General features: G+C 56.7%; 13 protein-coding genes. 4 read left to right on the top strand and 9 right to left on the bottom strand.

All coding sequences use genetic code 11. The features are described from left to right. Nucleotides 1-112: 112 nt before the first annotated feature. The 5 genes from KA369_22700 to KA369_22680 form a co-directional block, all read right to left on the bottom strand. Nucleotides 113-727: a TetR/AcrR family transcriptional regulator gene (locus tag KA369_22700; GenBank protein ID MBP7738798.1), complete on the bottom strand. Its 615-nt coding sequence runs from the start codon at nt 725-727 to the stop codon at nt 113-115. 100 nt (nt 728-827) lie between these two features. Then, on the bottom strand, nt 828-3,320 hold the full coding sequence (locus KA369_22695) for a PAS domain S-box protein (GenBank protein MBP7738797.1): 2,493 nt from the start codon (nt 3,318-3,320) through the stop codon (nt 828-830). Nucleotides 3,321-3,590: 270 nt separating this feature from the next. Then, nucleotides 3,591-6,248, bottom strand: a complete 2,658-nt coding sequence (locus tag KA369_22690) for a UvrD-helicase domain-containing protein (GenBank protein MBP7738796.1) — start codon at nt 6,246-6,248, stop codon at nt 3,591-3,593. 15 nt (nt 6,249-6,263) lie between these two features. Further along, entirely contained in the window at nt 6,264-6,764 is a 501-nt protein-coding gene (locus KA369_22685) for a hypothetical protein (protein ID MBP7738795.1), read from the bottom strand. A 439-nt stretch (nt 6,765-7,203) separates the two neighbouring features. After that, complete coding sequence (locus KA369_22680) at nt 7,204-8,337, bottom strand: DUF362 domain-containing protein (protein ID MBP7738794.1); 1,134 nt, start codon at nt 8,335-8,337, stop codon at nt 7,204-7,206. Nucleotides 8,338-8,491: 154 nt separating this feature from the next. Here KA369_22680 and KA369_22675 point away from each other — a divergent pair, with 154 nt between their 5' ends. The 4 genes from KA369_22675 (at nt 8,492) to KA369_22660 (ending at nt 13,045) form a co-directional block, all read left to right on the top strand. Then, the gene (locus KA369_22675; protein MBP7738793.1) at nt 8,492-9,235 is read left to right on the top strand and encodes a hypothetical protein; all 744 of its coding nucleotides are present in this window, start codon (nt 8,492-8,494) and stop codon (nt 9,233-9,235) included. A gap of 161 nt (nt 9,236-9,396) precedes the next feature. Then, nucleotides 9,397-10,443 carry an N-acetyl-gamma-glutamyl-phosphate reductase gene (locus tag KA369_22670; protein ID MBP7738792.1) on the top strand — a complete coding sequence of 349 codons (1,047 nt, stop codon included), beginning with the start codon at nt 9,397-9,399 and terminating at the stop codon, nt 10,441-10,443. A gap of 110 nt (nt 10,444-10,553) precedes the next feature. After that, nucleotides 10,554-12,296 carry a phosphoenolpyruvate--protein phosphotransferase gene (ptsP, locus tag KA369_22665; protein ID MBP7738791.1) on the top strand — a complete coding sequence of 581 codons (1,743 nt, stop codon included), beginning with the start codon at nt 10,554-10,556 and terminating at the stop codon, nt 12,294-12,296. Continuing rightward, entirely contained in the window at nt 12,293-13,045 is a 753-nt protein-coding gene (locus KA369_22660) for a class I SAM-dependent methyltransferase (protein MBP7738790.1), read from the top strand. The genes ptsP and KA369_22660 overlap by 4 nt, the downstream gene beginning before the upstream one ends. A gap of 191 nt (nt 13,046-13,236) precedes the next feature. On the opposite strand, the gene KA369_22655 is transcribed toward KA369_22660, so the two are convergent. The 4 genes from KA369_22655 to clpP form a co-directional block, all read right to left on the bottom strand. After that, nucleotides 13,237-14,244 (bottom strand): hypothetical protein, encoded by a 1,008-nt coding sequence (locus KA369_22655; protein MBP7738789.1) that lies wholly within the window; start codon nt 14,242-14,244, stop codon nt 13,237-13,239. Nucleotides 14,245-15,056: 812 nt separating this feature from the next. Further along, nucleotides 15,057-17,501: an endopeptidase La gene (gene lon / locus KA369_22650; protein MBP7738788.1), complete on the bottom strand. Its 2,445-nt coding sequence runs from the start codon at nt 17,499-17,501 to the stop codon at nt 15,057-15,059. Nucleotides 17,502-17,626: 125 nt separating this feature from the next. Continuing rightward, nucleotides 17,627-18,883, bottom strand: a complete 1,257-nt coding sequence (gene clpX, locus KA369_22645) for an ATP-dependent Clp protease ATP-binding subunit ClpX (protein MBP7738787.1) — start codon at nt 18,881-18,883, stop codon at nt 17,627-17,629. A 16-nt stretch (nt 18,884-18,899) separates the two neighbouring features. Further along, the gene (gene clpP, locus KA369_22640; GenBank protein ID MBP7738786.1) at nt 18,900-19,484 is read right to left on the bottom strand and encodes an ATP-dependent Clp endopeptidase proteolytic subunit ClpP; all 585 of its coding nucleotides are present in this window, start codon (nt 19,482-19,484) and stop codon (nt 18,900-18,902) included. Nucleotides 19,485-19,751 lie beyond the last annotated feature (267 nt).

The following is a 19,751-nucleotide window of genomic DNA, read 5'->3' as shown; positions in this document are numbered from 1 at the left end:
TTGAAATAGAGAATAGCCGGGGGGTCAGAGCATACAAAAAAGACAAGCGAGATATGATATGCCCACAGGCATTATCATATAAAATTTACATAATTTTAAAATTGAACACTTTTCAACAAGAAGAAATTCCAATAAATAGGCGTGCAAGATTTTCAGCGACAAGTTTCCTATGCTTCAAGATCTCTTCGTCGCTCTTCGCTGGATGGTTGCGGAACGTGGCCACGATCCCGGTCAACGCGGCGAACATGGTATGGGAATGGAGGCGGATATCGCCCTTGACGTTCATTTTCCTGAAAATGATATCGAAGTTATCCAGCATCTGCCGCTCCATGACGTTGAGCTTATCGAAGAGGTCCCTGTCGACCGAACCCTCCATGAAAAAATTCATCAGCATCCTGAAATACTGGTCATGGAGGGTGAAGTACTCTATGAAGACCCGGGAGACTTCCTCGATGGAGCCGTCGGGGGACTCTTCGATCGTGCTGTAGAGCCCCTGGAAAACCACCTGCACGCCGCGGTAAAAGGTCTCGGCAAAGAGGGACTGCTGGTCCGGGAAATGGCGGTAGATCAGGGCGGGCGATATGCCGGCCCGCCTGGCGATATCCCGCATGGTGACCTTGTTGAAGGGCTTGGTGGCGAATTCAGTCTCGGCCGCGTCAACGATGATCTTCCGCCGGGCGTCCTTTTCTTTTTCTTTCAGTTCCGATAATGTTTTATTCTTTTTCATGTTCATAGCGCGGTGCATTCGACACGTGAGGGATATTATGCGGTGATTATCCAGATGTCAAGAATTATCGGGGACGGCCTTTTCATGGGATGAAAAAACGTCATTGGGCCAGGACTCTCGCCAGCTCCTGCTCGATATCATCCAGTCCGAAGGGCTTGACCAGGACGCCGGAAAAACCGTGTTTGTCGTAATCGACCATGACCGGGTCGTCGGCGTACCCGCTGGTAACGACCGCCTTGATCACCGGGTCGATCGCCTTCAGGTCAGCTATGACCCTGTCGGCGCCGGCGCCTCCGGGGATGATCAGGTCCAGTATGACGGCACTGAAGGGATTCCCCGCCTGTACGGCTTCCCTGAAAAGCCTCACCGCCTCCGATCCGTTCGCCGCGGTGACGACTTCGTAACCCAGGTGCCGCAGCGCCTTGAGTCCCAGGTCAAGGATGATCATCTCGTCGTCCATCAGCAGTATCCTGCCGCTGGCGGACACCTTCTTCGGCTCCTCGCTGAAGGGCTCCCCTTCCCTCCGCAGCGATGCGGGAAGGTATATCGCGAAGACGGTCCCGACTCCCCTGTGCGATGCGACGGTTATCACGCCCTCGTGCTTCTTGACGATGGTGTATGATATGGCCAGCCCGAGGCCGGTGCCGGTCTCCTTCGTGGAAAAATAGGGGTCGAATATTCTCGGGAGGACGTCGTCCGGTATGCCCTGGCCCTGGTCTTCGATGGAGATCCTGATATAGTTCCCCTTTTTCAGGGGCACCATGGCATTATCGCCTATGACGGCGTTTTCCGCCCCAATCCGGATCATGCCCCCCTCCGGCATCGACTGCCGGGCGTTCAGGATGATGTTGTTCACCACCTGCCCGATCTGGCCCCGGTCGATGACGGCGTCCCAGAGGAGGTCATCGACGTCAAAGACGATTCGCACCTGCGAGCCCCGCAGCACGAAATAGGCCGTATCGACCAGAAGATTCCGGATGGAGGTGTTCTTCCTCACCGGCGAGCCGCCCTTCGAGAACGCCATGAGCTGCTGCGTCAGGTTCTTCGCCATGGCCGAGGCGTTTTCGGCGTCGGTGAGGATGGTATAGTTGGGATCGTCCCTGGGGAGGGTTATCTTCGCCAGGGATATATTGCCGATGATGGCCGTCAGTAGGTTGTTATAGTCATGGGCTATCCCGGCCGCGAGGATCCCCAGGGACTCGATCTTGCTTTCCCTGAGCATCTCCTCTTCGGTCATCTTCCTCCTGGTTATATCATGGGCGATCCCCCTGAAGCCGATGACCGCCCCGTCGTTGTCCTTCATCGGATTGCACCGCAGCTCGACCCAGATGCAGGAGCCGTCCTTCTTCACCATCCTGAACTCGCTGCCTGCGCATATCATACCGACGAGCGCCCGCGGATCCACCGGACCGTCGCCCCCGGCGTTCAGGAGCAGCGAGAGGAAGCCGCTCATATCGTCGCCGTGGATGAATTCCAGCAGGCTGCACCCGATGACATCGCGGTGGTCATGGCCGGCTATCTTCTGGATCGCCTGGTTAACGAAAAGGATGACCCCCTCCGGGTCGATATTCAGCACGATATCGTCGATGCTGTTGACCAGGGTCCGGTATTTTCTTTCCGAATCGATGATGATGGCGTCCTGCCTGTTCCGGTTCTCTATCTCGACCCTGAGGAGCTCGTTGGCCCGCTCCAGCTGGGCCGTCCGTTCGGCGACACGCTCCTCCAGCTCCGAGTGGGCGCTCCTCAACTTCTCTTCGGTCTCGACCCGCATGGTCACGTCATGGGTGATTATCGTGAGGTACATCGCCCTGCCGAGGTCGTCGAAGACCGTCCTCCCCTTGGTTTCGAAGGTCAGCGGAGAGCCGTCGCGATGGATGATTTCGCACTGCACGCAGAAGAGAGGCTCCTCCGGCCTGGTTTTCCGGAAGGCGCTGACCACGGCCTTGTAGTCTTCACCGGGAAGATAGTCTATTATGTTCTCTCCCGCCAGCTCCTGCGGCACGTACCCGAGGATCCGGCGAAGGGACGGGCTCGAGAACATGACGGTGCCGTCGGTGGCGACGACAAAGAATATGTCATTGGAAAGCTCGACGAGGGAGTGGTAATAATCGATGCAGCGGGCCAGGGTCTCCTCGGACTTCTTGACGTTCATCACATCTCTGATGATCCCCAGGGTACCGGTAAACTCCCGGTCTATCCCGCCCGCGTTCACGGCATAGGAACCGACTGCGATGACCCGGCAGGAAGCCGTGATATCGGCACACCTGTCGCTGACCACGTTAAAATTTTTCGGGATAAGACGCACCTGGAGGTCCCTGGTGATGCGCTTTCCTGTCCTCCGTTCGTCGAAAAGTTTCGGCTGATTTTCCTCAGGGGGAGTCTTTCCGGCCGACAGCCTGAGGACTTCGTCGCGCCGCACCCCGCCGATATCCTCCGGATGGATCAGCTGGCTGAAATGCTTGCTGATAAGGTCAGAAGGCTCGTACCCGAGGTTGCGCACCGAATTATTCACATAGGTAAAGCACCCGTTATCATCCAGCTTGTAGATGATGTCGGGAAGCATGTGCACTATTTTTTCACTGTTCTGAATCATCAGAAAAACCTTGCCCGTTGCCGCATAACATACGGGGACCACGGACCGCGAATTGAGACAGCATTAAAGCGTCGCCGACGGACACCTGTTCCCACGCATTCCACGGGCCGGCACAAAGACATACTGCAATCATGGTGGTTCGATTAAAGATTAAGATTAACTGTGGTAATAATACAGTCAGACCATAATACCGGTCAAGTAATAATTATTCCGGACAGGGCATTAGGGCCATTATATCTTTTTGACCGAAAAGGCCCTCCCCTGACCCCGCTACTCGTCCTTGAACATGTCCAGCTGAAGGTCGTCGGATTTCGACTTCTTCCCCGGCTCCCGCTTTCCCTTCTTTATAAGCTTTTCCTCGAGACGGTCCAGGAAGGGGCTCCGCTCCTGCTTAAGGATCCTCCCCTTGACAGCGCGCTTTTTCGCGTATGTGAGATAGAGGTTTTTCACGGTCCTGGTCACCCCCACGTAAAAAAGCCGCTCCTCCTCGGCCAGCTCATTGTCGTCTTTATCCCCGAAGAGCTCGAAGGGTATGATCCTCTTTTCGCAGGCGGGAATGAAGACCGTGTCGAATTCCAGGCCCTTGGAGGCGTGAATGGTCATGAGGGACACCGCCTCGGCGCGGTCGTCCCTGTCGTCGGCGCCCTGGCGCAGGGAGCAGGCCCTGAAGAAATCATGGTAGGAGCCGCCGTAGGGCTCGGCGAAGGATACCATGCGGCGGACGGCGTCCTCCGGCGCGTCGTTGAAGACCATCAGGAACTTGAGCACGTCGGCGACGCGGTCGCCCTTTTTTATCATCCCCCAGATGTCGCTGGTCACCGCCAGGGACACCGCGGGGTCAGAGCCGGAATAGAATATCTTTTTCAGGGACCGCACCGCCTGCCGGTAGGGCTCGCGGCGCACCAGGGATTCGCTCCCCGCCACCTGGTACGGCACCGCGTGGTTATTGAAGGCCTCGATGATGGCGTCGAAGAGGAACGAGGAGCGGCACAGGACCGCGAAATCGCCGAGACTCACCCCGTCATCATCCGCATCACCCTCGGCAATGCCGCTGTCCATGGAAAAGCTCCGGAGGCCTCCCATGGCCTTCTCGATGGTCGCGGCGATCCAGTCAGCCTCGGAGAGGTCGGTGTTCATCTCCTGGATCTGCACCTTCATGTCGATGTCGCGGCCCGCGACGGCGCTCTCCCTGCCCAGGACCTGGGAGGCGGCGCGCATGACCGGGTCCGGACAGCGGAAGCTCCGGTCAAGGCGGATCAAACGCGTGGCAGGATATTCCTCGATCATGCGGGCGAGGAACCGCGCATCGGAGCCGCGGAACCCGTAGATCGCCTGGTCCGGGTCGCCGATCATGAAGAGATTGGGACTCCCCTCCCCGGCGAGGATTTTCAGCAATTCGTACTGTGCGGCGTTGATGTCCTGGAACTCGTCCACAAGTATCCACCGGCAGCGGCGGCGGTATTCGGCGAGGATATCCGGATTCTGCTTCAGGAGCGCCGCCGGCAGGGCGATGAGGTCGGCCAGGTCCACGGCGTTGAGGCGCTTCAGCTCCTCGTCGTACTTACCCATGGCCTTGGCGGTCTCGGCATCGGCTTCACCGCCCTGCTTGGCGGCTTCGATGGCGCGGACCATCCGGCTCAACTTCTTTTCATCCTTGATGATGCCCGCCATGATCTCCGGGATGTCATCCTCGTCGACTATGACGAAATCCTCCCTCCTGCCGACGGCGGCGCACTGCTCCCTGAGGATGCCGAGGCCGAAGGCATGGAAAGTGGATATGGCGAGTTTGTCGGCTTCCATGATCGCCTCGACCCTCTCCCGCATCTCCCGGGCGGCGCGGTTCGAGAAGGTGACGGCGAGGATCTCCTCCGGCGGCACCTCCAGGTTCTTCACCAGGTGAAGGATCCTTCTTGTAAGGATGGCGGTCTTGCCGGTGCCGGGGCCCGCAATGACCATGCAGGGGCCCTCGCCATGCTCGATGCCGGCGCGCTGGTCATCGGTGAGGCCCTTCGTCAGGGCCTGGCCGGCCGCTCCCTCGGGCAGGTCGAAGAGGACGCGGGGCCCGCTCTGCTGAAGGCCCAGCTTCTCATGAAGCTCCTTGAACTCGGCGATATTGAATGTGACAGAGGACGACGATTCAGCGGAGGCCGGAGCGGCCGCGCCGCCGAAGAGGCCTCCGCCGGTGAAGGACCGCGCCTCCCCTTCCTTGAAGACCTTAACGCGGCCGAATTCTCCGTCATAGCCTTCTTCTATGATGACATTGCCGCTTCTGAGGCGTCTTATCCCCTCGGCCAGGACCTCCCCGCCGGCCTCCTGCAACTCGGCCGGGGACGCGTCAAGGAGAATGTAAAATTCCGATCCCAGGGCGTTGATCAGGCGGTGGTATTCCTTTGTCACCTTTCCCGACTTTGCGCTCTTCTGGCCCAGGAGCTCCGCCAGGAGGTCCGGGAGCTGGGTAATCGAGTTGAAGGTGGCCTTCGCGAGGCCGCCGGGCTCCTGCCGGTCGGCCAGCTCAGCCACGCGGTACATGACGCCCCGGGTCACCGGTTTCCCGCACACCGGGCATATCCCCCGGTGCCGCATCGTCTCAAGGGGGTCCCAGCGGATGCCGCATTTCCGGTGCCCGTCGTAGTGGTACTTCCCTTCCTGGGGGAAAAACTCTATGGTGCCGTTGAAGCCTTCGCCGTCCCGGAGCGCATTGAAGATGGCGCCATAGGAGAGCTCCGTGTCGAATATGTTGGCCTCCCTGCCGAGCTTCTCCGGAGAATGGGCGTCGGAGTTGGACACCAGGGTGAAACAGTCGAGGAAGCCGCAGGCCCGGTTCATGGGGGGATCGCTGGACAGGCCCGTTTCCAGGGCGAAGATGTGCTTCGTCAGGTCGTCATAGCACTCATCGATGCTGTCGAATCCAGACTTCGACCCGAGCACGGAAAACCAGGGGGTCTATATATGGCAGGGTATGAGGAACGACTGCTCCGACGACTCCAGCACCATTTCCAGGATGATCTTGGAATCGATGCCGAGGATAGGCCTTCCGTCGGACCTGATGTTCCCCATGCGGTCGAGCCTGGACTGGACCTTTTCGGCCGCGGCGATATCGGGAAACACGCAGAGGTTGTGCACCTTGCGGACCTTGCCGTTCTTCTTGTAGATGCTGCTGATCTCGCCGGTGAGGACGAAATACACGTCCCGGGGCATGTTTGTTCCCGTGAGGTAGCGCGACTCTTCAAGGCGGTACCGGCTTTTAAGCCGGTAGAGGCCGTTTCCGGCGGGCTCCATCTTTTCCCTGATCTCGTCGAGCCATCCGGGATGGATGCAGTCGCCGGTGCCCACCACGTCGATCCCCTTGAGGCGCGCCCAGTGCTCCAGGTGCTCCGGCACAAGGTTCCCGCTCGTGGCCACGGAAAAGTGGGAGTGTATGTGAAAATCGGCGATGAATTTCAAGGACATATCTCCGATCAGATTATTATCCGACATTGTAAACCTGTAGACATCAATCATGAATCAGTAAAGTAAAAATTATCTTTATTATCCAAAAAGGGCTACATTACTATTCATGTCGGGGCTATCCCGACCTTGAGATACTTATTCTTGATTTTAAATAAAAAAAACCCGCTTGCGCGGGGTTGGAGGTAAACACTTTAAGTTAGTAGGATAACATGTGCTGTTAAATATTATCTGCTCCTGCATCCATAAAGCAAGTATTTCATTAATTTATAATATACTAATTAATAATATAATCGTCCACTTTTTTTTCAAAAAATTTCAAGACACCCGTCATCGCGGGCACAGCGAATCGATCTTGTAATTGATGGAGCAGCCAGTGGAAAGCCCTTAAGCCTGCTGCATAACCGTCGACGAATGCCCGATCACAGGATAAATCCTAACCGCCGTAACCCTGCAGCCTTCCCATGAGGCCTTTCACGCTCCACGCGGCATCGGGACAGAGCTCCTGGCAGCAGAGGCACTTGATGCACTTCGCCTGGTCTATGGAGGGATAATCGTCCATCCCCATGGCCCCGGTGGGGCACTCCTTTTTACAGATCCCGCATTTCCTGCATTTATCCCTGTCGAGGACAAGGCTGCTGCGGACCAGGCTGGCGAAAAAGCCGCTGTTCACGATGCGGCTGAGGCCGAACCTGCTCACGGTCACCGGGAGCTTGAATTTCAGGTTTCCCGGCATGGCCCCGAGCACTTCTATGGAAGCATCGTCGATGGGTCCATGTCCCAGAGAGGAGGCCTCCCGGATATGATGGACCAGCTCCGGGCTGATCCCCATGATGCGGCACATGACCGCGTCAAGGGCCACGGCGTTTTCCGACGCCAGGACCCTGCCCACGAACTTCGGCTTGCCGGCCGAAGGGCCGTTCCCCTCCATGGCCATGACCGCATCCATAACGGTCAGGTCCGGCGGGCGTATGGAAAAAATCTCGGCGAGGATCCTGCCGAAGTCCCCTGCCGCCGGAGCCGCGGCGTGGCTCTTCCCCTTGCCCGCCCCGGCCACTAGGCCGAACATGTTCTTCACCGCGCCGGTGACAATGGTGAGGGAATGGGTCTTCATCTTGGCCAGGCTGATGAGGATATCCGCCTCGACCATGTCCTTCGACACCACCAGGGAGTCCAGGTATCGGGAATCGAGCTTCACGAGCTTCGTTGCCTGGGCCACGTTCTTGTAGGCGCCCATGGATGCGTCGAATACGCCTGCATGGCGCGCCACCTTCTCGTTCAAACCGTAGCCGCCGACGCCGCAGTTGTCCCCGACGGTAACCCGCCCTCCCGCGTCTCGGACAAGGCGCACTATGGCTGAAACAAGAGACGGGTCCGTCGTCGCCTGGTTTTCCCGGGGAAACATCCCGAGAAGGTTTGGTTTGATGAAGACTTTTTTTCCCTTGATCTTCTTCAGCCAGGGGCCCATGCCGAGGAGGCTCATGAGGGATTCAACGGCGGCATCCATCGTTTCATATGTCGCCTCGGCGATGGCGACCCTGGTTTTCTTATGCTGTTCCTGCTTCTTCATGATTGGAACCTCCCCATGTCACGCAATGTATTTGAAGGTGGGGTCACGCGACCCCGCCTTCAAATACACAAAATATTTTTAATATTGACTCCTCAAATTTAATATTTTAATTATATACCCTGTCAATACATTAACATGAGGAAAAGGAGATCCCATGAGATCAAAACGATACGCCCTTTTTGTACTGATTGCCGGTATCGCCACCTTCGCGTCTCTGATCCTGATGATCGCCCTGAGCGGGGGCGAGATAGCCAGGCCGGCCGAATATCCCAACAAGGTAGGCTTCTCCCAGGCCATATTCTTCTTCGAGATGGCGCGGAGCCCGGAAGAGATCAAGTCCGCGCTGGGAGAGCCGAGCACCGAAACGGGAATTCGCCTGCGCCATGCCATGGACATGACGAACAGGCTGGATTATATCTTTCTTGTATGCTATCCCCTCCTTCTTATCGCCCTTATCCTTTTTCTCAGGAGCCGCCTGGATGATACGGGGCAAAAGCCGCCCCTCGTGACGACGCTCACGGCCGCGGGGATATGCCTGTCCATCATCGTCATCTTCGCTGACGCCTACGAGAACCAGCAACTCCTGAAACTTACGGCCTATGCCGATCTTTCAAGGATCGATCCCGCAGTTATAACAAAACTCATCGTTTCAACGAACATAAAGAGCGGCGCCATAACAGCGGCAGGGCTCATCATCATCTACTTCTATGTTCTGATTTTCAAGAAATCACCGGGAATCCTCATCCCCCTCCTATATGCCGTATCCGCTGTTCTGGGTATAACGGCCCTAACGGCGTCTTCCCGGCGTGCCCTGATAGAGACGGCCGCCTCCTTAAACATGATCGGTTGGCTGGTATCGACTATCCATGGAGGTTATGTTTTTTGGCGTTCCCGGTAGGCGCGTTGTGCAGGGGCACGCCGTGCCCCTGCACAACGCACAATATTTATTAAAAATATCTTTACAAATTCGGCCATTAATTTAAATGCTCATTTTTAATAATGAACAACGACCGGCACGGGACGCATTACTTAGATGACCGCGCCACCGGGGGTATCGCCATGAAAAACGCATCCATCATCGGGGCCACCGGTTTCGGCGGTCTCGGCCTCATCGAGATCCTGCTCCGCCACCCTGAGATGAGGATCAAGCAGCTGGTGGCGCGCAAGGACGCCGGCAGGCCGGTGAGTGAGGTGTATCCGCACCTGAAGGGGTTCTGCGAAATGCCGGTGCAGATGCCGGAAGAGATCGTATACGACGGCGTCGACATCGCCTTCTTCTCGACCCCGGACCGCGCCGGCATGACCATGATAAACGATTTCTACAACCGGGGCATACGGGTCATCGACTTCAGCGGAGATTTCCGGTTCCACAGCGCGGAAGACTATGGCGTGTACGCCCGGAACAAGGGAATAGACGACAAGCACCTGGCGCCGGAGCGGCTGCCAGAAACCGTCTACGGCCTCCCCGAGAAGTACGCGGATAAAATAAAGACCGCCAGGATCGTCGGCAACAGCGGATGCTTCGCCATCTCCATGACACTGGGGCTGCTTCCCGCGGTGGAATCCGGCATTATCTCATCAGGAACCATCGTCTGCGACGGCAAGAGCGGCGTATCCGGGGCGGGGAAAAGCTCCGGAGAGGCGAACCTCTATCCCCAGCGCCACGAAAACGTCAACACCTACCGCGAGGGAAAGCACCAGCACCTGGTGGAGGTGGAAAATGTGCTGAACGCCCATTCAAAGGCCGGGATCAAGGTGCTCTTCGTCCCGCAGGTACTTCCGCTGAACCGGGGCATCCTGATGACAAGTTATTGCGACATCGCCGGAGGCCATGACACCGCCTCGGTACTGAAGCTGTACCGGGACTACTACAGGGACAAGCCCTTCGTCGTCATTACCGACAAATCCCCCAACACTGCGGACGTCAGGGGATCGAACCGCTGCCTCATCCGCCCTCTCGTGGACGGGCGGACGGGAAAGCTCCTGGTCGTGTCCGCCATCGACAACCTTGTCAAGGGACAGGCGGGCAACGCGATCCAGTGCGCAAACCTGATGCTCGGGTTCGATGAGACAACGGGCCTCGACGTGCCGGCCTTTTACCCCTGAGGCGCCCGGGGTGCCGGTCCCTTAAAACCGAAAAGACTTGACAGGAAAAAAAACATGTACTATGAGAAAATCCACCGGTGGGAGGGGGGGCTCGCACCTAACCATTTATTATGTCAATAAAGATAGAAAAAGGAATCATAGCATCTCCGGGAATACGCATAGGCAAGGCCTACGTGTACCACGGAGACACGATCATCATCCAGAAATACACAATCCGGGAGGAAGACGTCACCTTCGAGATATCCCGGCTTGAAAGCGCCATCGAGAAAACGAAGACCGAGCTGAAGGCCATCCAGGAACAGATCGCCAAGAGCCTTTCCCGGGACATGGGAGACATCTTCACCAGCCACATCATGGTGCTGGAGGACCCCCAGCTCGAGGAGAAATACCGGAAGACTATCATCGAACAGCGCCGCAACGCCGAATGGGCCATCAACGACATCTCCCTGGAGCTGATCAACAGCCTCTCCACGATAAAGGACGACTACCTGCGCGAGCGGATCATCGACATATCCGATATCAACAAGCGCATCATCTCGAACCTCCAGAAGACCGAGACCTCGTCGCTCCAGGACATCACGGAAGAGGTCATCGTCTTCGCCCAGGACCTCACGCCGTCCGAGACGGCCCTGATGAACAAGGAACGGATCCTCGCCTTCGTAACGGACCGCGGCGGCCGCACCTCCCACACGGCGATCATGGCCCGGGCCCTGGAGATCCCGGCCATGGTAGGAACCATGAACGCCACCTCCATGGTCAAGAACGGCGACACAGTGATCCTCGACGCGGTCCATGGCCGCATCATCATCGAGCCGACGCCGGAAGAGATCGCCGAGTACCGCCAGGCCAAGGAGGAATTCGAGGAGCTTGAGCTGGAGCTGTCGAAGCTGACCAACCTTCCGTCCAAGACCACCGATTCCGTGGACGTCTTCATATACGGCAACATCGAGATACCGGAGGAGATGAAGATCATCAGGGACCACGGCGCCCAGGGCATCGGCCTGTTCCGCTCCGAGTTCCTCTTCATGGACCAGTCGCTCCCGGATGAGGAAAAGCAGTTCCAGGAGTACAAGCGCGTGGTCGAGTACTTCAGACCCCTGCCGGTGACGATCCGCACCATCGACGTGGGCGCGGACAAGGTCTACGCCTACACGAACCATTACAAGGAGCGGAACCCCTTCCTGGGGTGCCGGGCCATCCGCTTCAGCCTGGAGAACGAGGAGCTGTTCAGGATCCAGCTGCGCGCCATCCTCAGGGCGAGCGCCCATGGCACCCTGAAGCTCATGTTCCCGATGATAACGGCCATCGAGGAATTCAAGCGCGCCAAAAAGATCACCCTTGAAATCATGGAGGAGCTCCGGAAGGAGAAGATTCCTTTCGACGACAAGATAAAGATCGGGCTCATGATCGAAGTCCCTTCGGCGGTGGTTTACGCCGACGTCCTGGCGAAGTACGCCGACTTCTTCTCCGTGGGGACCAACGACCTGGTCCAGTACCTTCTCGCGGTGGACCGCATCAGCGAGAAGATCGCGTACCTGTACAATCCCCTCAACCTTTCGGTGCTGCGCTTCCTTAAGCGCATCGCGGACACGGCCAACGGCAACTCGATACAGCTTTCGATTTGCGGGGAGATGGCCGGCGAGCCCCAGTACACCATGGTTCTCCTGGGCCTCGGCTTCCGCCACTTTTCCATGAGCCCCGTATACATGCACCAGGTGAAGAAGATCATCCGCTCGGTCTCGATACGCGAATGCGAAGACATGGTCCGGACGCTCCTGTCCCTTGAGGATACGGAAGACATCGAAAACGTGGTCCGCAAGAAATTTAAGGAAAAATTCGATCATTCCCAATGAAGCTCTACCATGAACTGGCCGAACATTACTTCGCCATAGAAAAAAACCATCGCGATATACGGACCGACGTGCGGTTCATCACCGCCCTTCTTGAAAACAAAGAGTATCCCTCCCTCCTCGACCTTGGCTGCGGCACCGGCGAGCACCTGGGCATGCTCGTGAAAACGGGCATCCGCTGCACCGGGATCGACATCAGCGCCGACATGCTGGTCCAGGCGCGGGAGCGCTATCCGGCCGGCATCGAGTTTATCCGTTCCAGCATGTCCGATATCGAATACGAAAACGCTTTTGACATGGTCATCTCCCTTTTCGGGTCCTTCAACTACCTCATCCATGACGCCGAGGTCGAGTCGATGCTCCTGAAGATCCGCAACGCCCTTGTCCCCGGGGGTATCGTCATTTTCGAGATATGGAACTCCCCTCCCATCCTGAAGATACGGGAAAAGGAGATCGGCCCCGTATCGACGACCAGCCACGGGGACTCCATAATCAAGCGGGAGAGGGGATTCAAGCTCCGCGAGGACGCTTTCAAGACCGTTGTCGAGGTAAATTACCGGTACAGCGTCGACGGTCCCGGCGGGTTTAAGAATATCCGAGACCGCCACGTCATGAGGTGCTTCACCGCAGCCGAGATCAGGCATTTCATCGCAAAAGCCGGATTCACGGTCAGGAATATTTTCGCCAATTTCAATTCCGAGCCCTACGAGGAGAATTCGAACAGGATGGTGGTGCTGTTTGAGCGCAATTGAAGGCGAGGTTGCGCAATCTCGCCTTCAATTGCGCTCCGCGCACCCTCACCCGCCCCTCCGGGGCACCCTCTCCCATGAAGTCTGGAAAAAAGGAGAGGGTTTCTGCGGGAAATATTGTGTACACAGCCCCCTTCTCCTTTCTTCATTTCTTAATGCGAGAAGGGGCCGGGGGATGAGGGCATATACTATAATCATTTCGCCAAATAACTCTTGTTGATCCATCGCCCTTCATTTGCGGCGTCCCGTGTTTCGTAATAGAGCCGGTCATCGGCCTCCCTTTCCACGATCTTCGTTCTCCGGTTCACGTCCTGCGCGGCCACGGTACCGGCCTTTTCCGAATCAACGATGAATTGCTTGACGTCCGCTGCCGGCCTGGGCGTGTGTTTCGCCCCTGTTCCAGAGGCCGCGACAGCTTCGACGATGCTCGATTTCAGCAGCTTGGGCCAGAGCTTACCAAAGAGAACGCTTGAAGAAAAAACCTCCGCGCTGCTGATTTTTCCGTTTATCACGCAGGAATAGCCGACGACATCCTTCCTGTCCTTCATTATCTTTTCAAAGGCCTTTGCATATTCCTGCCGCGCTTCCCTGACCTTCCCGTTTTCGAGGGTAAGCTGGAGGCTCGATTCCGACCTGCCCTTCACCGGAGCGCCGAGGTTCTTCTCTAGGTTGTCCTGCATTTCCGCCACCTTTGACCAGACCTGGGACTGGGACTTGTCCTTTTTCACGCTCATCTTCAGGTCTTTGGAGGCGATCATCTCTCGTGACGAGCTGAAACTCTCGTCGTTTTCGCCGCCGCGTTTCTCCCACCGCCCGCTCTCGACGCAGAAAGACTGCACGGGCATCCGCTTGATCCCCGGCGGAACGATGTAATTGTACTGCATGACACGGTCCTGCTTGCCGCCCTTGACGATATCACCAGACATGATGAAGATATTCACGTTGGAGCTGTTGGTGACGGAAAGCTGGTTCACGTTCTCGGTCTCGTGGACCGTGATCTTCTTCCGCTCCATCGCCTCCTCCAGGGTGAGGTACTTGTCGGCGCCTGCGGTGCTTTTGCCGTGTACGAGATAGATGGACATGTTCTTGTGCGTATAAGGGCCCGACACCGTGCAATCATCGGCCGGCTCACCCCCGGCGCGGATGCCGATCGTTGCGATAAAGCATAATAACACTGCGCTTAAAAATACTTTCTTTTTCATGACGGTTACTCCTTCCCGGTTATGCAGGTGAGACAGGGATGTCATGAAAAAAGATCTCGTTTTTTGTTTGCCCCGGACCGGGGCAGGTTCATTTGAAAGGGAGTAGGTTTTTGACCCGGAGCGGGTCTGGCAAGATTACGAGGGAGAGAGGGCTCCTTGCCCTCTCTCCCTCGTGCTCCCACTCACCCCGGTCGCTCAGACGCCGCGACGGGCTTGGCGATTAACTCGGCTGCATTCGCTTCGCTCGGTGCAGCCTCAGACAACAATCGCCTATCGGTATCCGCCCTTCGGGCGGATGTTTTGAGTAGCTGGATATAGCGGTTATATGTAAGCGTGCAAACCCGCGGCCTCCTTGCCGCGGGTATTAATTCTTACATTTACTCATATTATAAACACCAAATTGTCCACACCAGAATAGATGTATTAAAAAAAACCAGTCGCCGCGCAGGAAGCGCGGCGGTGCGAGGATGCCACAGGATGTGGCTTCCGGAGCGAAAGCCAACAGATACTTCTTACATTCTTAAAAAGCAAAAAATAACAACATATTAACAAAAACAGATACACCAAAAGACCGCAAAAATCATCAACCATGAGCCCCCGCCGGCGTTGAGGCGGCGGGGGTGATGGTGAGCGCGAGAGGAAGAGGGGAAGTCACCCCTCTTCCTCTCGCACAAATCCCCGCCCGGGGAACCCGGGCATACCCTGCCCTGGCCCAGGGCACATGAATGCGAGATTGCAATGCGCGAGTATTTCTAAAAATAAAAATCGCCGCTTGTGGCGGCGATTTTTTAAATTTACTATTTTGATGTTATCTACATCTGCACCGTGGGCTCTGCTTCCGTGCCGGTTATCTCGACCTTCCAGTCGTCCATGGTCCCTTTCCAGCGGTCGTAGAGTATCCTGGTCTTTTTCTCGTCCTTGAAGAACTTCTCGGGGCTCTCCAGGGCCAGGAACAGGACCTCCTCCATGGTGCTCACGGGATGGAAGATCATCCGCTCCTTCACGTATTCCGGTATCTTTTCCAGGTCCTTCTCGTTTTCCTGGGGTATGATCACGTGCTTGATCTCGGCCCGGTGAGCGGCAAGGACCTTCTCCTTGAGGCCGCCGATGGGGAGCACCTTGCCCCGCAGGGTGATCTCGCCGGTCATGGCCACGTCGCGGTGGACCGGTATCCCCGACAGGAGCGAGGCCATGACCACCGCCATGGTGATGCCGGCGGAGGGGCCGTCCTTGGGGATAGCGCCCTCGGGCACGTGGAGGTGGATGTCCCTGTTGCGCATGTACTCGTCATTAACGTTGAAGAACTGCTGGTTCGCCTTGACGAAGGTGAAGGCGGCCTGGGCCGATTCCTGCATCACCTCTCCCAGCTTTCCGGTAAGGGTAAGCTTTCCTTTCCCCTTGATGAGGGAGGCTTCTATATTGAGGATGTCCCCGCCCACCTCGGTCCATGCCAGGCCGTTGGCAAGGCCTATCTCGCTCTGCACTTCCTTGACGCCGTACTTGAACTTGATGGGTCCCAGGAACTGGTGCAGGACCTCCTCGTTGACGACCCGCTTGTACTCGCTCCCGTGGAGCACCACCTCCCGGGCGACCTTGCGGCACACCTTGGCGATGACCCGCTCGAGGCTCCGGACGCCGGCCTCCCGGGTATAATGCCGAATGGTGTAGAGCATGGCGTCCTCGGAGTATTCTATGTTCTCCCTCTGGAGGCCGTTCTCCTCGATCTGCTTGGCGAGGAGGAAATTGATCGCTATGTTGAGCTTCTCCGGCTCGGTGTAGCTGGTTATCTCGATGATCTCCATCCGGTCAAGGAGCGGCGCCGGTATCTTGTGCTGCACGTTGGCCGTGGTTATGAACATGACCTGGCTCAGGTCGTAGTTGACTTCCATATAATGGTCGACGAAGGCGTTGTTCTGCTCCGGATCAAGGACCTCGAGAAGCGCCGATGACGGGTCGCCGCGGAAATCCATCGACATCTTGTCCACCTCGTCCAGGAGAATGAGGGGATTGACCGTGCCGGCCTTCTTCATGAGCTGGACGATCCTGCCGGGAAGCGCCCCCACATAGGTGCGCCGGTGGCCCCGTATCTCGGCCTCGTCGCGCACGCCGCCCAGGGACATCCGCACGAAATTCCTGCCCAGGGCCCGCGCCACGGACTTGCCCAGCGACGTCTTGCCGACGCCCGGAGGGCCCACGAAGCAGAGGATGGGTCCCTTCAGCTTTTTCGAGAGCTGGCGGACAGCTATGTATTCGATGATGCGCTCCTTCACGTCCTCCAGGCCGTAATGGTCCTCGTTGAGGATCTGCATGGCCAGCTCGATGTCGCGGTTGTCCTTGGTCTTCTTATGCCAGGGAACGTCGCGCAGCCATTCTATGTAATTGCGCACCACCGCGGACTCGGCCGACATGGGAGGCATCTTCTCGAGGCGCTTGACCTCCTGGAGGGCCTTGGTCCGCGCCTCGTCGCTCATCTTAGTCTCTTCGATCGATTTCTTAAGCTCCTCGATCTCGTCGACCTCGCCGTCCCCCTGGCCGAGCTCCTTCTTGATGACCTTCATCTGCTCGTTCAGGTAGTACTCCTTCTGGGTCTTCTCCATCTGCTTGCGGACCTGGCCCTGTATCTTCTTCTCGATGTACATGACCTCGATCTCGCCGTTGATGAACTCGATCAGCTTCTGGATCCGGTCCGCCGGATTGCCGATGTCGAGGATCGACTGCTTGTAGGCTATCTTCATTTCCACGTGGGAGGCTATCACGTCGGAGAGGTGCGACAGGTCGTCGATGCTCTCAGCGGAGGTAAAGGCCTCCTTCGGGACTTTCTTGTTGAGCTTGATGTATTTCTCAAAGGCTTCGAGGAGATTTTTCTTTATGGCCTGGGCATCAGACCCGCCTTCCACTTCCCGCTCGATGTCCCGGATGGACACCGCAATGGTTTCGTCGGCCGTTATAAAATCGGACAGGTAGACCCTGGCAATGCCTTCCACCAGCACCTTGATGGTGCCGTCAGGCAGCTTCAGGAGCTGCAGTATCTCGGCGATGGTGCCCACCTCGTAGAGATCATCCTTTCCGGGCACCGACACATGGGCGTCACGCTGGGTCGCGAGCACGATAAGCCGGTCGCTTTTCATGGCGTTATCGAGGGCCTTGACCGATTTTTCTCTCCCGACGAAGAGGGGGATGACCATGTGCGGGAATACTACTACGTCTCTGAGGGGCAACAGGGGGTAATTGGTTGTAAAGTCTATCGTTTTTCTCATGGTGACCTTTCATGGGTGCGCTGCGCCCCGTTTCCGGGGCGCAATGACACGTTATAATAAATTAGAATTCCGCTACTTCAAAGATACTGAAACAACAAGCTCGCTGCAACAGCATCACCCATTTTTCAGGCGGTTTTTTCCTCCTCGCGGTAGTTTAAATCCGGTCCCTTGGTTCCGGCGACCATTTCCCGCGTGATGACGATCTTGGCTATGTTGTTCATGGACGGAATGTCGAACATCAGATCGAGCATCAGCTTCTCGAGGACCGCCCTGAGGCCACGGGCGCCGGATTCCCGCGCCATGGACCGGATCGCGATCTCTTCTATGGCCCCTTCGGAGAACTCGAGGTCCACGTCCTCGAAGGAGAAAATCTTCTTGTATTGCTTGGTAAAGGCGTTCATCGGCTCCGTCAGTATCCTGATCAGGGCGCTCCGGGAAAGCTCGTCCAGGACCGCGATGACCGGGAGCCTGCCGACGAATTCCGGGATGAGGCCGTACTTGATGAGGTCCTCCGGTATCAGGTGCCGCAGCTGGTTCTCGCCGGCCTCCTCCTTCCGCGACTTGATGTCCGCTCCGAAGCCGAGGAGCTTGTTCCCGATCCTCCGCTCCACCATCTTGTCGAGGCCCACGAAGGCGCCGCCGCATATGAAGAGGATATTGGTCGTATTGATCGATATGAACTCCTGGTGCGGGTGCTTGCGCCCGCCCTGGGGCGGCACGTTGGCAACGGTGCCCTCGATGATCTTCAGGAGCGCCTGCTGCACCCCTTCCCCGGACACGTCGCGGGTGATGGAGGGATTGTCGGACTTCTTCGATATCTTGTCGATCTCGTCGATGTAGACGATGCCGATCTCGGCCTTCTTCACGTCGCCGTCGGCGTTCTGGATCAGCCTGAGGAGTATGTTCTCGACGTCCTCGCCGACGTAGCCCGCCTCCGTGAGGGAGGTGGCGTCCGCGATGGCGAAGGGCACCTGGAGGATGCGGGCCAGGGTCTGGGCCAGGAGGGTCTTCCCGGAGCCGGTGGGACCGGCCAGGAGGATGTTGCTCTTGTCCAGCTCGACGTCGTTCTTCTTCAAATTCTTGTTGGAATAGATCCGCTTGTAATGGTTGTACACGGCCACGGAAAGGATTTTTTTCGCCTCGTCCTGGTCAATGACATACTTGTCGAGGATCTCCTTGATCTCCTTCGGCTTCGGAAGATTGTGAAAATCCTCCTCGAAGGCCTTGGAGCGGTCCTCGGCGACGATCTCGTTGCACAGCTCGATGCACTCGTCGCAGATATACACATCCGGCCCGGCTACCAGCTTCTTCACGATGTCCTGGCTCTTGCCGCAAAAGGAACAATTGAGCCGAGATGATTCTTCTTTCTTTTTGGAAGACATAGGCTCTCCTTTCTATTTACTTGCTTCTTTCAATAACTTTGTCGATGAGACCGTATTCCATGGCTTCCTGGGGAGACATGAAGTAATCGCGGTCGACATCTTTCTCGACCTTTTCGACGGCCTGCCCGGTGTGCCTGGAATATATCTCGTTCAGCTTCTTCTTCACCTTGATAATCTCCTTGGCCTGGATCTCGATGTCCGACGCCTGGCCCTGGAAGCCGCCTGCCGGCTGGTGTATCATGATCCTGGAGTTGGGAAGCGCCGAGCGCTTGCCCTTGGCGCCCGCGGCCAGCAGGAGGGAGCCCATGGAGGCGGCCTGGCCGATGCAGATGGTGGCCACGTCCGGCTTGATGTACTGCATGGTATCGTATATCGCCAGACCGGAGGTCACTATGCCGCCGGGCGAATTGATATACAGGTATATGTCCTTGTCGGGATCTTCCGCTTCGAGGAAGAGCATCTGTGCTATGACAAGGCTCGAAATGTGATCATCGATGCCTTCGCCGAGAAAAATGATCCTGTCTTTCAGCAGACGGGAGTATATATCGTAGGAGCGTTCGCCGCGGCTCGTTTGTTCTATTACAAAAGGAACCAGACTCATATCCTTAATCACCTCTTTTTTTTCTCATCGCGGATTTACTTTTGCTTCCCCGCAATGGCTTATCAGAATATATACAATTAATGATTTAGAATCCACTAAATCGTTACAATTTTTGATTTAATTAATTATTAATAGTTTCGGCAGAACGATCGGATTCCACGTACCCATTTTTATAACTTCATACAATCAATTAATAAAGATATACTAAAATGAGACATATATCAAGCAATTAATCCCCTTCTCTTCTTTAAAATACCGTCCCTGGAG

It is taken from the genome of Spirochaetota bacterium (assembly GCA_017999915.1).
GTDB lineage: Bacteria > Spirochaetota > UBA4802 > UBA4802 > UBA5550 > RBG-16-49-21.
This window is presented reverse-complemented; position numbering and strand designations above follow the sequence as displayed.